Source organism: Rhodoferax sp. RT4P68 (assembly GCF_056521305.1).
The window spans coordinates 356,673-374,854 of sequence record NZ_JBWMBB010000003.1; the positions used below are offsets into that span (position 1 = coordinate 356,673).

The 18,182-nt window shown below is 69.9% G+C and carries 15 protein-coding genes and 1 pseudogene; 9 read left to right on the forward strand and 7 right to left on the reverse strand.

What is annotated here, in order from left to right:
- The first annotated feature begins 99 nt into the window (after positions 1–99).
- The gene (locus AC099J_RS08195) at positions 100–1,029 is read left to right on the forward strand and encodes an EamA/RhaT family transporter (protein WP_479614741.1); all 930 of its coding nucleotides are present in this window, start codon (positions 100–102) and stop codon (positions 1,027–1,029) included.
- Positions 1,030–1,215: 186 nt separating this feature from the next.
- On the opposite strand, the gene AC099J_RS08200 is transcribed toward AC099J_RS08195, so the two are convergent.
- The 6 genes and pseudogenes from AC099J_RS08200 to AC099J_RS08225 form a co-directional block, all read right to left on the reverse strand.
- Positions 1,216–2,403, reverse strand: a complete 1,188-nt coding sequence (locus AC099J_RS08200) for an FAD-dependent monooxygenase (protein WP_479614742.1) — start codon at positions 2,401–2,403, stop codon at positions 1,216–1,218.
- 13 nt (positions 2,404–2,416) lie between these two features.
- Positions 2,417–3,403 carry a Bug family tripartite tricarboxylate transporter substrate binding protein gene (locus tag AC099J_RS08205; RefSeq protein ID WP_479614743.1) on the reverse strand — a complete coding sequence of 329 codons (987 nt, stop codon included), beginning with the start codon at positions 3,401–3,403 and terminating at the stop codon, positions 2,417–2,419.
- A 28-nt stretch (positions 3,404–3,431) separates the two neighbouring features.
- Positions 3,432–4,388: a ketopantoate reductase family protein gene (locus AC099J_RS08210; RefSeq protein ID WP_479614744.1), complete on the reverse strand. Its 957-nt coding sequence runs from the start codon at positions 4,386–4,388 to the stop codon at positions 3,432–3,434.
- On the reverse strand, positions 4,385–6,127 hold the full coding sequence (locus AC099J_RS08215) for a thiamine pyrophosphate-requiring protein (RefSeq protein WP_479614745.1): 1,743 nt from the start codon (positions 6,125–6,127) through the stop codon (positions 4,385–4,387). The genes AC099J_RS08210 and AC099J_RS08215 overlap by 4 nt, the downstream gene beginning before the upstream one ends.
- 11 nt (positions 6,128–6,138) lie before the next feature.
- Complete coding sequence (locus tag AC099J_RS08220) at positions 6,139–7,590, reverse strand: aldehyde dehydrogenase family protein (protein WP_479614746.1); 1,452 nt, start codon at positions 7,588–7,590, stop codon at positions 6,139–6,141.
- A gap of 412 nt (positions 7,591–8,002) precedes the next feature.
- Positions 8,003–8,886 (reverse strand): annotated as a pseudogene (locus tag AC099J_RS08225) (LysR substrate-binding domain-containing protein).
- Positions 8,887–9,012: 126 nt separating this feature from the next.
- Here AC099J_RS08225 and AC099J_RS08230 point away from each other — a divergent pair.
- The 7 genes from AC099J_RS08230 to AC099J_RS08260 all read left to right on the forward strand — a co-directional run bounded on the left by AC099J_RS08230 (position 9,013) and on the right by AC099J_RS08260 (position 15,396).
- Entirely contained in the window at positions 9,013–9,762 is a 750-nt protein-coding gene (locus AC099J_RS08230; protein ID WP_479614747.1) for an SDR family NAD(P)-dependent oxidoreductase, read from the forward strand.
- Between the two features lie 193 nt (positions 9,763–9,955).
- On the forward strand, positions 9,956–10,948 hold the full coding sequence (locus AC099J_RS08235; RefSeq protein ID WP_479614748.1) for a TRAP transporter substrate-binding protein: 993 nt from the start codon (positions 9,956–9,958) through the stop codon (positions 10,946–10,948).
- Positions 10,949–10,974: 26 nt separating this feature from the next.
- Positions 10,975–11,490, forward strand: a complete 516-nt coding sequence (locus AC099J_RS08240) for a TRAP transporter small permease (RefSeq protein ID WP_479614749.1) — start codon at positions 10,975–10,977, stop codon at positions 11,488–11,490.
- A gap of 16 nt (positions 11,491–11,506) precedes the next feature.
- Positions 11,507–12,766, forward strand: a complete 1,260-nt coding sequence (locus AC099J_RS08245) for a TRAP transporter large permease (protein ID WP_479614750.1) — start codon at positions 11,507–11,509, stop codon at positions 12,764–12,766.
- Positions 12,767–12,794: 28 nt separating this feature from the next.
- Positions 12,795–13,643, forward strand: a complete 849-nt coding sequence (locus tag AC099J_RS08250; protein WP_479614751.1) for a transketolase — start codon at positions 12,795–12,797, stop codon at positions 13,641–13,643.
- Positions 13,644–13,645: 2 nt separating this feature from the next.
- Positions 13,646–14,650 (forward strand): transketolase family protein, encoded by a 1,005-nt coding sequence (locus AC099J_RS08255; protein WP_479614752.1) that lies wholly within the window; start codon positions 13,646–13,648, stop codon positions 14,648–14,650.
- Positions 14,651–14,904: 254 nt separating this feature from the next.
- Positions 14,905–15,396 (forward strand): hypothetical protein, encoded by a 492-nt coding sequence (locus tag AC099J_RS08260; RefSeq protein ID WP_479614753.1) that lies wholly within the window; start codon positions 14,905–14,907, stop codon positions 15,394–15,396.
- A gap of 69 nt (positions 15,397–15,465) precedes the next feature.
- Here the strand turns inward: AC099J_RS08260 and AC099J_RS08265 are convergent, their stop codons facing one another.
- Positions 15,466–17,172: an NAD(P)/FAD-dependent oxidoreductase gene (locus tag AC099J_RS08265; RefSeq protein WP_479614754.1), complete on the reverse strand. Its 1,707-nt coding sequence runs from the start codon at positions 17,170–17,172 to the stop codon at positions 15,466–15,468.
- 92 nt (positions 17,173–17,264) lie between these two features.
- Between AC099J_RS08265 and AC099J_RS08270 the strand changes: the two genes are divergently transcribed.
- Entirely contained in the window at positions 17,265–18,158 is an 894-nt protein-coding gene (locus AC099J_RS08270; RefSeq protein ID WP_479614984.1) for a LysR family transcriptional regulator, read from the forward strand.
- The last annotated feature ends 24 nt before the right edge of the window (positions 18,159–18,182 follow it).

Consider the following 18,182-nt stretch of genomic DNA (forward strand, 5'->3'; position numbering starts at 1 on the left):
GTTTTCAAGCGATGGCGGTCATCGTCAATCGAGAAGCGGGCTTCTTTCGCGCTGCGCTACGCTGCCCGGCTTCTCCCAACGTCGCGCACGTCGCCCTTCATGGAACTCCCCGCACTGGCCGCCTGGGCCTGGATCCCCATCACCGTGTGGGCCGCCTTCGCGCAGACCGTGCGCAATGCCGCCCAGCGCAGCCTGACCAGCCGGGCCGGCCTGCTCTCGGCCACGCTGGCGCGGTTTCTCTACGGCATTCCGTTTGCGCTGGTGTGGGTGGTGGTGGTGCAACACCTGGCCGGCGGCACTGCGGCCATGCCGTCATTCCATGCCGGCTATGCCGCCTGGGTGGCCACCGGCGCCGTGGCACAGCTGCTGGCCACGGCCTTGCTGCTCAAGGCCATGCAGGAGCGCAATTTCATCGTCGGCGTGGCGTTTTCCAAGACCGAGGTGCTGCAGGTGGCCTTGTTCTCCACCGTGTTCCTGCACGAGGTGCCGGGCTGGGTGGCGGCTGGCGCCATGGTGGTGGCCACGCTGGGCGTGGTGCTGCTGTCGCTGCCGGCCAAGCCTGCGGCGGCAGCTGTCGCGGGTGCGCCTGTGAACCGGGCGGTGCTGTACGGCCTGGCCTCGGGCGCCTGCTTCGCGCTGTCGGCCGTCGGCTTTCGCGGTGCGGCGCTGGCCATGCCGGGTGTCTCACCCTGGCTGCTGGGCGGTTGGGGCGTGCTGTGGGCGCAGCTGCTGCAAAGTCTGCTGCTGGGCGGTTGGCTGCTGGCGCGCGACCCGGCTGCGCTGGCCACCATCGCACGCGTGTGGCGCCTGTCGGTGGTGGCCGGAATGATGGGCGCGTTCGCCTCGATCGGCTGGTTCACGGCCATGTCGATGCACCCGGCCGCCGAGGTGCGCACGCTGGGTCTGATCGAAGTGTTCTTCAGCTACCTGGTGTCGCGCAGGATCTTCCGCGAGCAACTGCGATCGGCCGAGCGCTGGGGGCTGTTGCTGGTGCTGCTGGGGCTGGTGGGGGTGTGCCTGCAGCTTTAGGGGCACGCTGAACATGTGCTCGCGGCGCGCACATTCCTGGACTCGGGCGGCCTGCGTCATTGCAAATCCTCGCGATGGCACGGGCTATCGTTGCGGTTTGCGCCTCGCATCTCATCCCGATCCAGGGCGCGCGCACTCGCGGGACCTATTCAGCATCGCGTTGGGGCGATCTGTCAGGCCTTCGGCTCACACGGGCACGCTGTCCACGTCGTAGCGAAACAGCCAGTCGTAACGCTCGCGCACCCGGTCGGGCTGCCACTCGCGTGCCACGTAGTCCGCCGCACCGGCGGCGTCGGCCAGTGCCGGGTTGTGAAAGCGCCCGGCCATCGCCGCCGAGTCGCGCACGATGCGCGTGGTGCGCGCCAGCCGTGCGGCCTCGTAGCGCTGCAGCCCCTGCGCGGGGTCGTCGCGCGAGGCCGCCAGCGCACGCGCCAGCACGTAGCCGTCCTCGATCGCCATCGCCGCGCCTTGCGCCAGGAACGGCAGCGTGGGATGGCAGGCGTCGCCCAGCAGCGTCACGGCTCCGCGCGTCCATTGCGGCAGCGGGTCGCGCACCATCAGCGCCCATTTGTGCGGCTGGTCGATGGCCTCGATGAGGGTGTGGATGTCCGGGTGCCAGCCGGCGAAATCGTCCAGGCATTCCTGCGTGCTGCCCTGCGCCGTCCACGATTCGCGCTGCCAGTCGCCGCGCTCCACGATGCCGACGAAGTTCATCAGGCTGCCGCCGCGCAACGGGTACTGGATGACGTGCCCGCCGGGGCCGACCCAGTTGGTGCCCACCGGCTCGCGCAGCGCCGGCGGCAGGCGCTCGGCCGCCACCACGCCGCGCCAGGCCAGGCAGCCCGAGAACCGCGGCGCATCGGCGCCGAACAGCGAGGCCCGCAGCAGGGAATGCACGCCGTCCGCGCCGACCAGCACATCGGCCTCGACCAGCGTTCCGTCTTCCAGCCGCACCGCAGGGCGCGCGCCGCGCCACTCGACAGCCACGCAGCGGGCCGACAGGCGCAGCGCCTGTGGCGCTTCCTGCTGCAAGGCCGCCACCAGCACGGCATGCAGGTCGGGCCGGTACAGCATCAGGTAGGGGTAGCCATGCTGCTGCAGCGACTCGGCGCCCAGGTCGAACAGCGTCCAGCGCTGGCCCGTGTTCCACAGCCGGATGCATTTGCCAGCCGGCAGGCAGGCCACGCGTTCCAGCGGCTCCTGCAGGCCCAGCCGGTACAGCGCGCGGGTGGCGTTGGCGCTGAGCTGCAGCCCGGCGCCCACTTCGCGCAGCTGCGCCGTCTGCTCCAGCACGCAGACCTCAAAGCCCTGGCGCGTGAGCGCCAGCGCCGCGGTCAGCCCGCCCAGACCGGCGCCGACGATGGCGATCTTCATGCCGCCCGCGGCCTCATTCGGCCTTGATGTTGTTGTCGCGCGCGACCTGGCTCCACAGCCGGATCTCGGTGGCGATCTGCTCGCCGAAGGCCTGCGGCGTGGTCGTCACCGGGTCGATCGACAGTGCGGCGATGCGCGCCTTCACCTCGGGCCGCTCGCCCACCTTGACGATGGCACGCTGCAGCTTCTCGACGATGGCCGGCGGCGTCCCGGCCGGTGCCAGCAGACCGCTCCAGAACACGACGGTCAGGTCGATGCCCAGCTCCTTCATGGTGGGCACCTGCGGCAGCGCCTTCAGGCGTTCAGTCGACGTGACCGCCAGCGCCTTGACGCGCCCGCCCTGCAGCGCCGTCGAGGCCGGCCCGGCGTCGACCAGCGTCATCGTCACGTCGCCGGCCATCACGGCCTGGATCGAGTCGCCGCTGCCCTTGTAGGGCACATGGGTAGCGCGTGCGCCCGTCTTCTGCTTGAACAGCTCGGTCACGAGCTGGAACGACGAAGACGACGACGAGTAGTTGGACTTGTCGGGCTGCTGCTTCGACTGTGCGACCAGTTCGGCCACGGTGGTGGCCGGGTGCGTGGCCTGCGTCAGCAGCACCATGGGGAACGTGCCGACCAGCGAGATGGGCACCAGGTCGTCGGTCTTGTAGGGCAGCTTGGCGTAGACCGCGTGGTTGAACACCATCGGGCCGCTGGCGCCCATCAGCAGCGTGTAGCCGTCGGGCTTGGCCCGCGCCACGTAACTGGTGCCCACGATCGCGGCGACGCCGGGCCGGTTCTCCACCACGACCGACTGGCCCAGCTCGGCGCCGAGTTTTTCGGCGTAGATGCGGGCCAGCACGTCGTTGGCACCGCCGGGCGAATAGCCTACGACGATGGTGATCGGCCGCGTCGGGAAGTCGCTCGCAGCGTTGGCCTGCGCGTGGGCGGCGGGCGCCAGCGTTGCAAGGCTGGTCGTGGCGGCGAGCGCCAGCAGCAGGCGTCGGTGGGAAGAATGCATCGTGAAGTCTCCTGTTGTGTGAAAGGGATCAGCCGGCGAGCTGGCATGCACGCGCATGCTCCAGCCCTTTGACCAGCCGGTAAACGGTGCGGCATGCGGGCACGGCGATGCCGAGGCGAGCCGCCTCGCGCACGACGAAGCCGGTCAGCTCGTCGATCTCGGTCGGCGCGCCGCGCTGGATGTCCAGCGCCATCGACCCGCAGTGGCGGGCCATGGGCGCCTCGCCACTGCGCACGCGCTGCACGTAGGCCATGGGCTCGAACGCGAACTCGCCCCCGAGCGCCTGCACGACGCGGCGGCACTCCTCGGCCATGTCGTCGACGAGGTCTCGGACCTCGGCCACCTCGTAGCGCGCGGCGTTGACGCCCAGCAGCAGCGCGCCCACCGGGTTCATCACGCAGTTGAAGACGAACTTGGCCCACACCGCGCCCATCGGGTCGGCCAGCGCCTGCGTCGGCATGCCGCCCGCGGTCAGCAGCGCGGCCAGCGCCTCGCAGGCCGCCAGTTCGGCATTGACCGGGCCCAGCCAGCTGCCGCCGCCGTGCACCAGGTGTTCCACCGCGCCCGGCTCCAGGTAGCGGCCGGCGTCCATGCTGACGCCTCGCGCCGCGCGCAGCCCGGGCAAGGCGAGCAATTGCTCGGTGTTGCCCATGCCGTTCTGCAGCGTGACCCACAGCGGCCGCGTGCCGACATGCGGCAGCAGTGCGCGCGCTGCCGCGCCGGTCTGGGCCGACTTGACCAGCAGCAGCGCGTAGTCGAAGGGCTGGCCTGCCAGGCTCTCCGGCTGGCCGGTGGCGCGCAGCCGCACATGATGGTCGGACACGCCGGACACGCGCAAACCGCGTTCGTTGATCGCCGCCACGTGGGCGGCATGGGTGTCGTAGGCCACCACGTCGGCCACGGCGGAAAGCTTGGCCGCGAAGATCGCGCCCATGGCGCCGCAGCCCACCACCAGCACCTGCGGCCTGGCCGGCGCCACTGTCATTGCAGGCCCACGCGCACGTTGAGCACGGCGGCCTGGCCGGCGTCGACGGCCTGCAGACAGCGCGCGATGGCCGCCTCCAGGTCGGCCGGGTCGCTGACCGCCTCGCCATGGCCGCCGAACGCCTGGCAGACCTGTTCGAAATGGCGGTGCTCGCCTTGCAGCCGCGCCTGGAATTCGTCGGCCTGCGCTGCCTCGCCGTCGGGGTAGACACGCAGCACCGCCTCCTTCACGGCCTGCCAGCCACCGTTGTCCAGCAGCACCGTGAAGATCGGCGCGCTGTAGCGCTGGGCCACGGCATAGACCGATGTCGGCGTGCCGAAGTGAAAGCCGCCATCGCCCACCACCTGCACCACGCGCACGTCGGGCCGCGCCAGCTTCACGCCCAGCGCCATGCCCCCGCTGTAGCCCAGGCCGCCACCGGCCCCGCCCAGCAAGGTCAGCGGCAGGCTGCGCGGGATCTGCTGCAGCACCGCTGGCGAATTGCGGATCGCCTCGTTGACGACGATGTCCTCGGCCCGCAGCGCGCGGCCCAGCGCCGCGCAGACGGCCGCAGGGGAGATGGCGCCGGGCTTGCCGGCGTCCAGCGCAACGCGCGCCACCGCCTGCCGGCGCGCCGTGTTGGCCGGCTCCCAGCCGGCGATGCGCTGCGCCACGCGGGCGTGGAAGTCGGCGTCGGCGCGCGCGCGCACCAGGCCGGCGAGCTGGCGCAGCACGGTGGCCGCGTCGGCCTTGAGCCGCAGGTCGCTGGCGAAGCCCCACATCGGAAAGTCTTGCTTCAGCGGGTCGACGTCGACGTGCGCCCACCAGGTCGCCGGGTTCTCGCGCGTGAAGCGTGGGAGCCACGGCACGTCCACGTCCAGCAGCAGGCCAAGGTCGCAGTCGGCCAGGCCGGCACCGGGGTCGAAGCCGCCGAAGCAGGGCGAAGTGCGCGCGATGTTCAGGTGGGTGGGCTGGAACTCGTAGACGCGCAGGCCGCACAGCGTGGCCAGCTCGTCCAGCGCGTCGACGGCCTCGGCCTTGCGGCCCAGGTAGGAGCTGACGACCATGGGCGCGCGCGCCGTGAGCAGGCGCTCGACCAACGGCGCCAGCTGCGCCGGGTCGACCCCGCTGGCCGCCACCGGGCCGTACCGATCGGCCGGGAACGCGCGCACGTCGGCGGCGGGCCACTGCTCGGCCAGCACCTCGCGTGGCAGCGTCAGGTAGACCGGGCCGGGCGGGTCGCTCTGCATCATGGCCTGGCCGCGCCGCAGCACCTCCTTGGCGATGACGCCGGTGGGCAGCGAATACTCCCATTTGACGTAGGGCCGCACCAGGCTGCCGATGTCGAACGGGTCCTGCACGAAGTGCACGTAGTTGTCGCGCGAGCCCGGCAGCTCGCCGCGCAGCGTGAACGGTGCCTTGCCGGCGATGAGCATCACCGGCAGCCGGCCGCGGAACATGTTGTGCATGCCCATGGCGGCGTTGGCGGTGCCGGCGTCCACATGCACCATCACGGCCTGGCCGCGCCCGGTCATCGCCGCGTAACCGGCCGCCATGTGGATGGCCACGTTCTCGTGCGGGCACAACACCACCTCGGGGTGGCGGCGGCCCTCGCGACGCCAACGCGCCATTTCCTCGATCAGCGCCACGTGGTCGGTGCCGAGGTTGGAGAAGATGTAGTCGATGCCCAGCTCGACCAGGCCTTCGAGCAGGTAGTGGGCGGTGGTGTGCGAGACGTTTGCGGCGTTGTCGGTGTGCATGCTGGTGCCCCTCACAGGGCGTCCTCGTAGTAGAAGTGCTTGGTCTGCAGGAAATCGTCGAGCCCCTGCACCCCGTGCAGCCGGCCATAGCCGCTGTCGCGGCTGCCGCCGGTCTCGGCTTCGGCAAACAGCCGGTTGTGGCTGTTGGCCCAGACGGTGCCACTGCGCAGCCGGCGCGCCATGCGCCGCACCCGGGCGGCGTCGCGGCCCCAGATGCTGGCGCCCAGGCCGTAGCGCGTGGCGTTGGCGCGGGCCACGGCCTCGGCGTCGTCGCCGAAGCGCTCGACCACCAGCACCGGGCCGAAGAGTTCTTCCTGCACGAAGCGGCTGCCCAGGTCCTGCACCTCCAGCAGGCTGGGCGTGATGAACGCGCCACGTGCCAGCGCGCCGCTGCCCGGCTCGCCACGCAAATGCACGCGCACGGCGGGGTCATTGGCGGCTTCATCGAGCAAGGCGGCGATCCGGTCGCGCGCGCGGCAGTCGATCAGGCAGCCCATCTGCGAGGCCGGGTCGTGCCCGGGGCCCACGCGCACCTGCGCCAGCGCCGCGCCCAGCTGCTGCGTGAAGCGCTCGAACAGCGGTGCCTCGACCAGCACGCGGGCGATCGCCGTGCACTGCTGGCCGGCCATGACCATGCCGCCGGCCACGATGCCCTGCACCGTGCGCTCGACATCGCAATCGGCCAGCACGACGGCGGGCGCCTTGCCGCCCAACTCCAACGACAGCCGGGTCAACAGTGGCGCCGTGTCGCGTGCGATCTGCTTGCCCACGCTGGACGAGCCGGTGAAGCTGATCACGTCCACATCGGGATGCATGCACAGCGCGCGCGAGACCTGCGGCCCCGACGCGATCACCGAATGCACCACGCCCGCGGGCAGTCGCTCGTCGTCCACCAGGCACTGCAGCACCAGGTTGTGCACCCGCGCCGTCTGGTGCGCCGGCTTCAGTACGACCGTGCAACCGGCCGCGAGTGCCGGCGCCAGCGAGCGCACCAGCAGCGTGACCGGCGCGTTCCAGGGCACGATCACCACGGCCACGCCGGCCGCTTCGCGCTCGAGCACCGAATGGCACCCAGGCTCGACCTCCAGCACGCGGCCCGCCAGGTTGCGGGCCAGCCCGGCGTAGTAACGCAGCTCGGACACCCCAGCCAGGGTCTCGCCCATCGCTTCGCGCCGCAGCTTGCCGTTCAGCGTCACCAGCCAGTCGGCCACCTCCTCGCGCCGGGCATACAGCCGGTCGGCAAACGCCAGCAGCAGATCGGCCCGCAGGCGCGGGCTGTGGGCCCAGGCGCCGGTGTCGAACGCCTGGCGGGCGGCGGCCACGGCGGCCTGCGCGTCGGCGACCGCGCCCTCGGCGAACAGGTCGGCCACCTCGGAGGTCGCAGGATTGAAGGCTTCGCCCAGGGGGCCGGCGCCGTCGCCAGGGGTCCATTGGCCGTCGATGTAGTGGAGCGATGTGTGCATGGGCTGGGGGGCGATGGCGGGTGTTGGTTGAGGCCGACATGCAGCGACCTGCGAGATCGAAGACGCGCAGGACAGGGCGCCACCCGCGCCGTGCGCTACCTGTTCCATCGCCATGTCATGCCGTCTCCTGATGCGGTGCCGTCTATGGGCGCGCTGTGATGTGCCGTTTCGACACGGGGTGCCGGGGGCCAGCGCGATTAAGCCATCGGCCTGCAGCGGTGGGAAATTCAGGAATCACATGGATTGATAAGGCGCCGAAATGAGTGCCCCGCACGGGCCGTGGGCGCAGGCCCTGCAGGGTCTGTGGGCGCCGATCCCGGTCTACCCGGTGCTGCTCGTGGCCGTGGCCCTGGCCGCGCGAGGCGAGCGCGTCACGGCGGCAGGCGGTCGGCGGTGCGTTGCCCGCGCGATCTCAGCTCTTTGCCGCCTCGCCATGCAGCCACGCCAGAAACGCCTCCACCGGCGCGCGCCGGGCATGGCGCGCCGGGTACACGGCGAAGTGGGCCTTGACCTTGATCGCCTGCTCCGGGCCGAACACCGGCACCAGCTTGCGCTCGGCCAAATGGCCGCCCGCGTTCATCTGCTTTCCAGCGCCACGCCCAGCCCTTGCGTCGCTGCGTCCAGTGACAGCTGCGCGCGGTCGAAGCGCAAGCCGAAACGCTCGGGTGCGCGCACGCGGGCGAAGGTGCGAAACCAATCGGACCACTGCACGATGCTCACGTTGCTCTGGATCAGCGGTAGCGCCAGCAATTGTTCGATGCGCTTGAGCTTGTGCTCCTTGATGAAGGCCGGGCTGGCCAGCGGCAGCACCCGCTCTTCGAACAAGGGCTCGACCACCAGATCGGGCCACTGCGCAATGCCGTAGCGGATGTCCAGATCGGCCTGGCCCAGCGCGAAGTCGCTGTGCGTGTGGGCTGCCGAGAGGTTCAGCGCGACGTCGGGGCAGGCCTGCGCAAACCCGCGCAGGCGCGGCATCAGCCACAGGCTGGCGATGCTGGGCGCGCAGTGCACGTACAGCGTGTTCTGTGCGCCCTGGCGCAGGTCGTCTGATGCGGCCGTGATGGCGGCCAGCGCGCCGCCGATGCGCGACAGGTATTGCTCACCCGCGGTGCTGAGCCGCACCCCATGCGCGCTGCGCTCGAACAGGCGCACGCCCAGGTGCGCCTCCAGCCGTGCCACCTGGTGGCTGATGGCCGAAGCCGTCAAGTGCAGCTCGGCAGCCGCCAACGCAAAGCTGCGTCGGCGTGCCACGGCCTCGAAGGCCAACAGGTTGGGCAGGGGGGGTGGGGCAGCCATAGCGCAGAGGAGGGAGAACCCGGTCTTCAGATGACGATCCGTCATCTTAGGCTGAAGAACCATCGCTTGTCGTCATGTGCAGTGCTGCCGAAGATCGCCCCACCCCCACACACAGGAGATGAAGACATGCTGCTCAAAGACCAAGTTGCCGTGATCACCGGCGGCGCCGGCCTCAACGGCCTGGGCTATGCCACCGCCAGGCTGATGGCCGCCCAGGGCGCTCGCGTCGTCCTGCTGGATCTGGCCCGTGCCGAACCTGCCGCTGCCGCCGCCCGCCTGGGCGATGGCCATCTGGGCCTCGTCGCCGACGTGACCGACAAGGCCTCGTGTGAAGCCGCTGTGGCGCAGGTCCTGAAGGCCTTTGGCCGCATCGATACCCTGGTCAACAACGCCGGCATCACCCAGCCGGCGAAGACGCTGGACATCACCGGCGCCGACTACGACCGCATCCTGGACGTGAGCCTGCGCGGCACGCTGTACATGTCACAGGCCGTGCTGCCTGCCATGCGGTCGCAGCAAAGCGGCTCCATCGTCTGCATCTCGTCCGTCTCGGCGCAGCGCGGCGGCGGCATTTTGGGCGGCCCGCACTACTCCGCCGCCAAGGCGGGCGTGCTCGGCCTGGCCCGTGCCATGGCCCGCGAGTTCGGCCCGGAAAACATCCGCGTCAACTGCATCACGCCCGGCCTGATCGGCACCGACATCATCAAGGGCAAGCTGACCGAAGAGAAAAAGGCCGAGATCGCCGAGACGATTCCGCTCCCCCGCCTGGGCCGGGCCGATGACATCGCCGGCGCCTGCGTGTTCCTGGCCAGTGACCTGTCCGCCTACTGCACCGGCATCACGCTCGACGTGAACGGCGGCATGTTGATTCATTGAGATCAACACCCCCCAGTCTGCGCGCTGCGCGCTCCGCCAACCCCCTCTGCTGCGCGAGGGGGGCGCACCCAGCGGCCTGGCAGAGCCAGTTCCGCGGGTGCCCTGGCATGGCCTGTTCCGCGCGCCCTGGATCTACCCCCACGCGGCGCTGTGCCGCACTGATTTTGAACACCCCTGTTTTGGAGACAACACCATGCAACGCAACACCTTCACCCACACCCTGCTGGCCCTGGCCGCCTGCGCCCTGATCACCCCGCTGGCCGCGCAGGCTCAGGTCGTCAAGCTGACGCTGGGCCACGGCGCCGCCGCCGGCAACCCGCGCCATGAGGCCGCCGTCAAGTTCGCCGAAGTCGCCAAGGCGCAGAGCGGCGGCCGTATCGAGGTGTCGATCGCCCCGTCGGCCCAGCTCGGCGACGACGCCGCCATGGTCACAGCACTGCGCACCGGCGCGCTGGACATCTCGGCCAATTCGCAGGGCGCCGTGTCCGCCGCCGTACCCGAGTACGCCGCCTTCGGCATGCCCTTTTTGTTCACCACCCCGGCCGACGCCTTCAAGCTGCTGGACGGCCCGCTGGGCAAGGAGCTGGCCGAGAAATCGCTGGCCAAGGGCATGGTGGTGCTGGGCTACTGGGACAACGGCATCCGCCACATGACCAACGGCAAGCGCCCGATCACCAAGGTGGAAGACCTCAAGGGCCTGAAGATGCGCACGCCGCCCGATGCGGTGCTGGTGGACATCATGCAGTCGCTGGGCGCGGATGCGCAGCAGATCAAATTCGCCGAGCTGTACGTGGCGCTGCAGCAGGGTGTGGTGGACGGGCAGGAGAACCCGCTCGTCAACTTCCACGCCAGCAAGCTGTACGAAGTGCAGAAGCACCTGGCGCTGACCAGCCACATGTTCCAGATGACACCGCTGCTCATGAGCAAGCGCAGCTGGGACCGCCTGCTTGAGGCCGACCGCAAGGCGCTGCAAGAGGCCGCCACGCAGGCTACGGCGCTGCAGCGCAAGCTCTCGCAAGAGGCCGACGCCAAGCTGCTGGACGAGCTGAAAGCCAAGGGCGTGCAGGTGACCACTGTGGACAAGGCCGCCTTCGCCAAGGCCACGGCACCGGTCGACGCCAAGTGGCGCGCCGGCCCCATCGGCGAGTACGTCGGCAAGGTCACGGCTGCGGCGCGCGGGCTCTGAGCGGCCGCCTGTTCAAGGAGCTTGCCATGAACCCCGTCGAACGCAGCATTGCTGCGCTGTGCCAGGTCGTGCTGTGGGTCAGCACCTCCGTGATCTTCGTGATCCTGGTGGCCAACACCATCCTGCGCTATGCCACCGGCGCCAGCCTGCAGTGGGCCAACGAGGTGCCCGAGTTTCTGTTCCCCTGGCTGGTGATGTCCGGCGTGGTGCTGGCCGCTCTGCAAGGTGCGCACATCGCCACCACCTTCCTGATGGACGCGGTATCGCCGGCCGCGCGGCGCATCGTCGCCACGCTGTCGTGGCTGGTGGTCGCGGGGCTCTACGGCACGCTCTCGGTTGCCACCTTCAACATGCTGGAGATCGTGCACGACGAGAAGTCGCCGATCCTGCAACTGCCCGGTTCGCTGACCTACGGCTGCGTGATGGCGGGCATGGTGCTGCTGGCGCTGCTGGCCCTGCAATCGGCCTGGACCAGCTGGAACACCGTCCCCTCGGTGGCCAACCCCGATGCCGAACCGGTCGTGCCGGTCGCGCACTGGTAGGCCGAAGGAGAACCTCATGAGTGCCTTGATCCTTCTCGTCTTCATGGGCGCGGCCACGGTCGCCATGCCCATCGCCCATGCGCTGCTGATGGCCGCCATGGCGGCAGCCGCCACCTCGGACCGCGTGCCGCTGGACCTCCTGGTGCAGCAGATGGTGGCGCAGGTGCAGAGCTTTCCGCTGATCGCAATCCCGTTCTTCATGCTGACGGGCTCGCTGATGATGGGCGGCAAGCTGGGCGCCGCGCTGGTGGGTGTGCTGTCCACGTTGATCGGCCGCTTCCACGGCGGGCCGGCGCAGGTGGGCGTGCTGTCGTCCACGCTGTTCGGCGGCGTCTCGGGCTCGGCTGTGGCCGATGCCTCGGCCATCGGCTCGCTGATGATCCCGTGGCACAAGCGCCTGGGCTACCCGGCGGCGTTCTCGGCGGCCACGCTGGCCTCGGCCGCGACCATCGACATCCTGATCCCGCCCTCGATCCCGCTGATCCTGTACGCGCTGTCGTCCAACGCCTCCATCGCCGCGCTGTTCGTGGCCGGCATCCTGCCCGGCATGCTGCTGTGCTTCGGCTTCATGTTCATGTGCTGGTGGGTCGGCAAGCGCCGCAACTTCCCACGCGACACGTCGCCGATCGACCTGGCCGCCTTCCGCGTGCACCTGCTGTACGCGGCCCCGGCCGTGCTGCTGCCGGTGCTGATCGTGCTGTTCCTGCGCTTCGGCATCGCCACGCCGACCGAGGTGGCCGTGCTGTCCACGCTCTATGCAGGCCTGGTCTCGGCCGTGGTCTACCGCGACCTGGGAATCAAACGCCTGCACCAGGCCGTGGTGCATGCCGGGTTGGCCACGGGCGTGGTGCTGCTGGTGATCATGGCCTCCGCCGCCATCGGCTGGCTGCTGACCTTCGACCAGATGCCGCAGGGCATCGTGCAATGGGTCAGCGCCAACGTGCACCAGGCCTGGATGGTCATCCTGCTGATGAACCTGATGATGCTGTTCGTCGGCATGTTCATCGACCTGCCGGCCGCCGTGCTGCTGTTGACGCCCGTGTTCGTGCCGCTGGCCAACGCCATCGGGCTGGACCTGGTGCAGCTCGGGATCATGATGGTCGTGAACCTGGCGATCGGCCTGTACACGCCGCCGGTGGGCACCACGCTGTTCATCACCAGTGCGCTGGCCAAGGTCAAGGTGGGCCAGACGGTGCGCGAACTGGGGCCGTTCTACCTCGTCGCCTTCGGCGTGCTGGCCCTCGTCTCCTATGTGCCTGCAGCCATCCTGCGCTGACCCACCCCCTCTTTCAAGAAAGCTTGCCATGAACACATCCACCGACACGCATGCGCGCCTGGCGCAATGCGCCTACCGCATCCGCCGCTACGCCCTGCGCATGGGCGAAGTACAAGGCCAGGGCTACATCGGCCAGGCCCTGGGTTGGGCCGACGTGCTGGCCGCAGCCTACGGCCATGCCATGAACTTCCGGCCCGAAGACCCGCATTGGGAAGGGCGCGACCGCTTCCTGCTCTCGCACGGCCACTACGCCATTGCGCACTACGCGGCGCTGATCGAGGCCGGCGTCATTGCCGAGGACGAGCTGGAGACCTACGGCAGCGACGACAGCCGCCTGCCGATGTCCGGCATGGCCAGCTACACGCCGGGCATGGAGATCTCGGGCGGCTCACTCGGCCAGGGCCTGGTGATTGGCGTTGGCATGGCGCTGGGCCTGAAACAGAAGAAGAACCCGGCCTTCGTCTACAACTCCATGAGCGACGGCGAGCTGGACGAAGGCTCGACCTGGGAGGCCGCGATGTCGGCCGCGCACCACCAGCTGGACAACCTGATCTGCCTCATCGACATCAACAACCAACAGGCTGACGGCCCCTCCAGCAAGGTGCTGGGCTTCGAGCCGCTGGCCGACAAGTGGGCTGCCTTCGGCTGGCATGTGCAGCGCGTCAAGGGCAATGACATGGCGGCTGTGCTGGCCGCGTTCGACACCGCCCGTGCGCTGAAGGAAGCCAAGCCGCGCGTGATCCTGTTCGACACGCTGATGGGCAAGGGCGTGCCCTTTCTGGAGGCGCGCGAGAAGAACCACTTCATCCGCGTCGACCCGCCGGAGTGGCAGCAGGCGCTGGCCATCCTCGACCAATCGCAAACCGAAGGAGCATGAACATGAACACCGTTGCAGCCAAGAAGCCGCGCTTGACCACCTCGGCCATGATCGCCTCCATCGCAAGCGAAGGGCAGCGCGTCAAGGCGGCCCCGTTCGGCAAGGCGCTGGTGGAATACGCGGCGTCACACCCCGAAGTCGTCGGCATGACGGCCGACCTCGCCAAGTACACCGACCTGCACCTGTTCGCCCAGGCCTACCCGGAGCGCTTCTTCCAGATGGGCATGGCCGAGCAGTTGCTGATGGGTGCGGCCGGTGGCATGGCCAAGGAAGGGCTGGTGCCGTTCGCCACCACGTATGCCGTGTTCGGCACGCGCCGCGCCTACGACTTCATCCACCAGGTGATCGCCGAAGAGAACCTGAACGTGAAGATCTGCTGCGCGCTGCCGGGCCTGACCACCGGCTACGGCCCCAGCCACCAGGCCACCGAAGACCTGGCCATGATGCGCGGCGTGCCGGGCCTCACCATCGTCGACCCCTGCGACGCGCTGGACATCGAGCAGGCCGTGCCCCAGATCGCGGCGCACCAGGGGCCGGTTTATCTGCGCCTGTTGCGCGGCAACGTGCCGCTGGTGCTGGACGAGTACGACTACAAGTTCGAGCTGGGCAAAGCCAAGCTGCTGCGCGACGGCAACGACGTGCTGGTGATCTCCGCCGGCTTCATGACCATGCGCGCGCTGGAGGTGGCCGAGGACCTGGCAGCGCAAAACATCGGCGTGGCCGTGGTGCACAGCCCCACGATCAAGCCGCTGGACGAGGCCACCATCCTGGCCGAGGTGCGCCGCAAGCCGCGCCTGGTGGTGGTGGCCGAGAACCACTCCGTCATCGGTGGCCTGGGCGAGGCCGTGGCCAGCACGCTGCTGCGGCACCGCGTGCACCCGGCCGGGTTCGAACTGGCAGGGCTGCCGGATGCGTTCCTGGATGCCGGCGCGCTGCCGACGCTGCACGAGCGCTATGGCATCAGCCGCGAGGCGCTGGCGGCGCGGATCAAGGGGTGGCTGGGGTGAGGTGAGCCGGAATCGCGACAGATCGGTTGTCGCGATTCGGTCTTGCGCGACACATGAGGTGTCGCGATTCCCCTGCTTGGCATTGTTCGTGGGCGATGCAATGTGCAGACATTCAAGGACACGTGCGTGCGGGATCAAGGACCACCTGCCCAGATGTCTGTTCTGGCGAAATCCGGTGAGCCCCCCGCGCCGATGAACCCTGACAGATCCCGTGCCCATGCGCACACGACGCCTGCGGCGTAAGCTGCGCAGCCATGGTCCAAACACTTTTCCGAACGACGCTGGCCACAGTGGCCGCGCTGCTGACGGCCTGCACCACGGTGGCCAGCTTCACCCCGGGCATGCCGCGCGACGAGGTGCTCGCGCGTTGGGGTCAGCCCACGCGCGTGGTGCCGCTGCCGGCCGGCGGGCAGCGGCTCCAGTACAGCTTCCAGCCGATGGGCCAGGAGGCCGTGATGGTCGACCTGAACGCTGCCGGTCAGGTGGTGCAGGCCCGCCAGGTGCTGAACGAGCGCGACTTTGCACGCATTGCGCTGGACGGCAGCTGGACCCGCGCCGACGTCGAACGCGAGTTCGGACCACCCGGCTTCGTGGACGCGGTCGCCCGCTGGGACGGCCCGGTCTGGACGTACCGCTGGCGCGGCGGCATGGTGGACCAGATGTTCTGGGTCTTCTTCGACCCCGCAGGCACGGTGCGGCGCACGCAGATGGGCATGGACCCACGGCAGTTTCGCGACCGGGATTGAGGGGCGGGCAGCCGCGCGCCGTGGCTGACGGAACGGCCGGCCGCGAGGTGCAGCCCCGTGCCGCTCAGATCAGCCCCGGTCCGGCCGGGCGGCGGTCGACCCCGCCAACGCCAGCGCCACTGCCTCGGCCACCTTGATGCCGTCCACACCAGCTGACAGGATGCCGCCCGCGTAGCCCGCGCCTTCGCCGGCCGGGTACAGGCCGGCCAGGCCGGGGCACTGCAGCGTGTCCCCATCCCGCGCAATGCGGATCGGCGAGGAAGTGCGCGTCTCCACGCCCGTCAGCACCGCGTCGGCGCGGTCGTAGCCGGCCAGCTTGCGGCCGAACGCGGGGAAGGCCTCGCGCATCGCTTCAATGGCGTAGGCGGGCAGGGCGCTCGCCAGGTCGGTCAGGTGCACGCCGGGCTGGTAGCTGGGCTGTACTTCGCCAAGGGCAGTGGACGGCCGGCCGGCCACGAAGTCGCCCAGCAGCTGGCCGGGCGCGCTGTAGTCGCTGCCGCCCAGCACGTAGGCGGCTGATTCGAGCCGGCGCTGCAGCTCGATGCCGGCCAGCGGGTGCGGGCGGCCCTGGGCCGACTCGGGCACGTCGATGTGCTGGTAATCGGTGGGGTAGTCGCGCGGCTCGATGCCCACCACGATGCCCGAGTTCGCATTGCGCTCATTGCGCGAGTACTGGCTCATGCCATTGGTCACCACGCGGCCGGGCTCGCTGGTGGCGGCGACCACGGTGCCGCCGGGACACATGCAGAAGCTGTAGACGGTGCGCCCGTTGCTGGCGTGGTGCACCAGCCGGTACTCGGCCGCGCCCAGCGCCGGGTGGCCGGCGTGGCGGCCCCAGCGCGCGCGGTCGACCATGCCCTGCGGGTGCTCGGCACGAAAGCCGATGGAGAACGGCTTGGCCTCGATCGGTGCGCCGCGTGCGTGCAGCATCGTGAAGGTGTCGCGCGCGCTGTGGCCCAGCGCCATCACGACGTGATCGGCACGCAGTTCGTACGATTGGCCGGTGGCCTGGTCCAGCACGGTCAGGCCGCGCAGGCTGCGCCCCTGCGGACCGTCTTCGACCTGGATGTCCGTCACCCGCTGCTGAAAGCGGATCTCTCCACCCAGCGCGGTGATCTGCGCACGCAGGTTCTCCACCACCTTGACCAGCTTGAAGGTGCCGATGTGCGGGTGCGCGTCGACCAAAATCTCGGGCGGCGCGCCGGCGTCGACGAATTCCTGCATGACCTTGCGGCCCAGGAAGCGCGGGTCCTTGATCTGGCTGTACAGCTTGCCGTCGGAAAACGTGCCGGCGCCGCCTTCGCCGAACTGCACGTTCGACTCCGGGTTCAGCTGCCGCTTGCGCCACAGGCCCCAGGTGTCCTGCGTGCGCTCGCGCACCGCCTTGCCGCGCTCCAGCACGATGGGGGCCAGGCCCATCTGCGCCAGTGCCAGTGCCGCAAAGATGCCGCAGGGGCCGAAGCCCACCACCACCGGCCGCAGCGCGCGCGGCGTGGCGGCGACGTGCGGCGGGTGCCACGCCATGTCGGGGCTGGGCATCACATGCGGTTTGCCGGCCAGCCGGGCCAGCACGGCGGCCTCGTCCTGGCCGGGGGCCAGCACGACGTCGACGATGAAGACCAGCTGCAGCTCGGCCTTGCGCGCGTCGATGCTGCGTTTGAAGACCGTGTGCGAGGCGATCGCCGCCAGCGGCAGCGCCAGCTTGCCGGCGATGGCCTCCAGCAGGGCCGCGTCCGGGTGGTCCAGCGGCAGTTTGAGTTCGGAGATGCGGATCATTGACTCGGTATGGCCCGTAGTGATCGGGCAATCGTTTCATGAGGACGCGGATGATACGGGGCGGGCCCGGATCTCGCATGCGAAGGACCATGATGCAAGTGAAATGGCTGGAAGACCTGATCGCGCTGGCCGAGACGCGCAGCTTCACGCGCGCGGCCGAGATGCGGCATGTGACGCACCCTGCCTTCGGTCGGCGCATCCGCGACCTGGAGCAATGGGCCGGCGTGCCGCTGGTCGTGCGCGGTGGTGCGCCGGTGGCACTGACGGCGGCCGGCGAGACCGTGCTGCAGCAGGCGCGGCACACGGTGGACGGCCTGGCCGCCGCGCAGCGCGAGATCCAGGGGGCCGCCGCGCCCGGCCAGCCGGTGTTCACGCTGGGCACCGGCCGCACGCTGGCCCGCACCCTCGCGGCCGACTGGCTGTGGCGCGTGCGGGCCCAGACGGCGCAGGCTCTGGTGCACGTGCGCACCGGGGCCATGGCCGACATCCTGCAGCGGCTGGAGCGCGGCGAGGTCGACTTCATGCTCGCCTACCACCACCCGCTGATCGCGCTGCGCCTGCGGCCCGCGCAGTACCTGCAGCACACCGTCGCGCACGACCGGCTGGTGCCCGTCTCGCGTGCGCAGGCCGATGGCCGGCCGCTGTTCCGCTTCGACGGCGCCAAGCCTGCGCCGTTACTGGCCTATGCCGGCACGCTGGCGCTGGGGCAGCTGGTGGCCGACCACCTGGCCAACCACGCGCAGGCGCCCCGGCTGCAGCGCGCCATCGAGAGCGACTCGGCCGACGCGCTGCTCGAATACGTGCAGAAGGGCCTGGGTGTGGCCTGGCTGCCCTGGTCGCTGGCGGTGGGCGCCTGCCAGCAAAAGAAGATCGTGCCGCTGCCGGGCAAGGCGCTGGAGATCGCCTTCGAGGTGCGCATGGTGCGGGCCAAGAGGCGCCTGTCACCGCTGGCCGAGGGGCTCTGGGAAGCCGTCACCCCGGCCTGACGTCGAAAGCACCAGCCCGTGCCG

What these genes read in the sequence shown, in the direction of transcription:
- AC099J_RS08230 (WP_479614747.1), top strand. Translation starts at nt 9,013, where the DNA reads ATGCTGCTCAAAGACCAAGTTGCCGTGATCACCGGCGGCGCCGGCCTC.
- AC099J_RS08270 (WP_479614984.1), top strand. Translation starts at nt 17,265, where the DNA reads ATGCAAGTGAAATGGCTGGAAGACCTGATCGCGCTGGCCGAGACGCGC.
- AC099J_RS08215 (WP_479614745.1), bottom strand. Translation starts at nt 6,127, where the DNA reads ATGCACACCGACAACGCCGCAAACGTCTCGCACACCACCGCCCACTAC.
- AC099J_RS08255 (WP_479614752.1), top strand. Translation starts at nt 13,646, where the DNA reads ATGAACACCGTTGCAGCCAAGAAGCCGCGCTTGACCACCTCGGCCATG.
- AC099J_RS08205 (WP_479614743.1), bottom strand. Translation starts at nt 3,403, where the DNA reads ATGCATTCTTCCCACCGACGCCTGCTGCTGGCGCTCGCCGCCACGACC.
- AC099J_RS08210 (WP_479614744.1), bottom strand. Translation starts at nt 4,388, where the DNA reads ATGACAGTGGCGCCGGCCAGGCCGCAGGTGCTGGTGGTGGGCTGCGGC.
- AC099J_RS08260 (WP_479614753.1), top strand. Translation starts at nt 14,905, where the DNA reads ATGGTCCAAACACTTTTCCGAACGACGCTGGCCACAGTGGCCGCGCTG.
- AC099J_RS08265 (WP_479614754.1), bottom strand. Translation starts at nt 17,172, where the DNA reads ATGATCCGCATCTCCGAACTCAAACTGCCGCTGGACCACCCGGACGCG.
- AC099J_RS08200 (WP_479614742.1), bottom strand. Translation starts at nt 2,403, where the DNA reads ATGAAGATCGCCATCGTCGGCGCCGGTCTGGGCGGGCTGACCGCGGCG.
- AC099J_RS08220 (WP_479614746.1), bottom strand. Translation starts at nt 7,590, where the DNA reads ATGCACACATCGCTCCACTACATCGACGGCCAATGGACCCCTGGCGAC.
- AC099J_RS08235 (WP_479614748.1), top strand. Translation starts at nt 9,956, where the DNA reads ATGCAACGCAACACCTTCACCCACACCCTGCTGGCCCTGGCCGCCTGC.
- AC099J_RS08240 (WP_479614749.1), top strand. Translation starts at nt 10,975, where the DNA reads ATGAACCCCGTCGAACGCAGCATTGCTGCGCTGTGCCAGGTCGTGCTG.
- AC099J_RS08195 (WP_479614741.1), top strand. Translation starts at nt 100, where the DNA reads ATGGAACTCCCCGCACTGGCCGCCTGGGCCTGGATCCCCATCACCGTG.
- AC099J_RS08250 (WP_479614751.1), top strand. Translation starts at nt 12,795, where the DNA reads ATGAACACATCCACCGACACGCATGCGCGCCTGGCGCAATGCGCCTAC.
- AC099J_RS08245 (WP_479614750.1), top strand. Translation starts at nt 11,507, where the DNA reads ATGAGTGCCTTGATCCTTCTCGTCTTCATGGGCGCGGCCACGGTCGCC.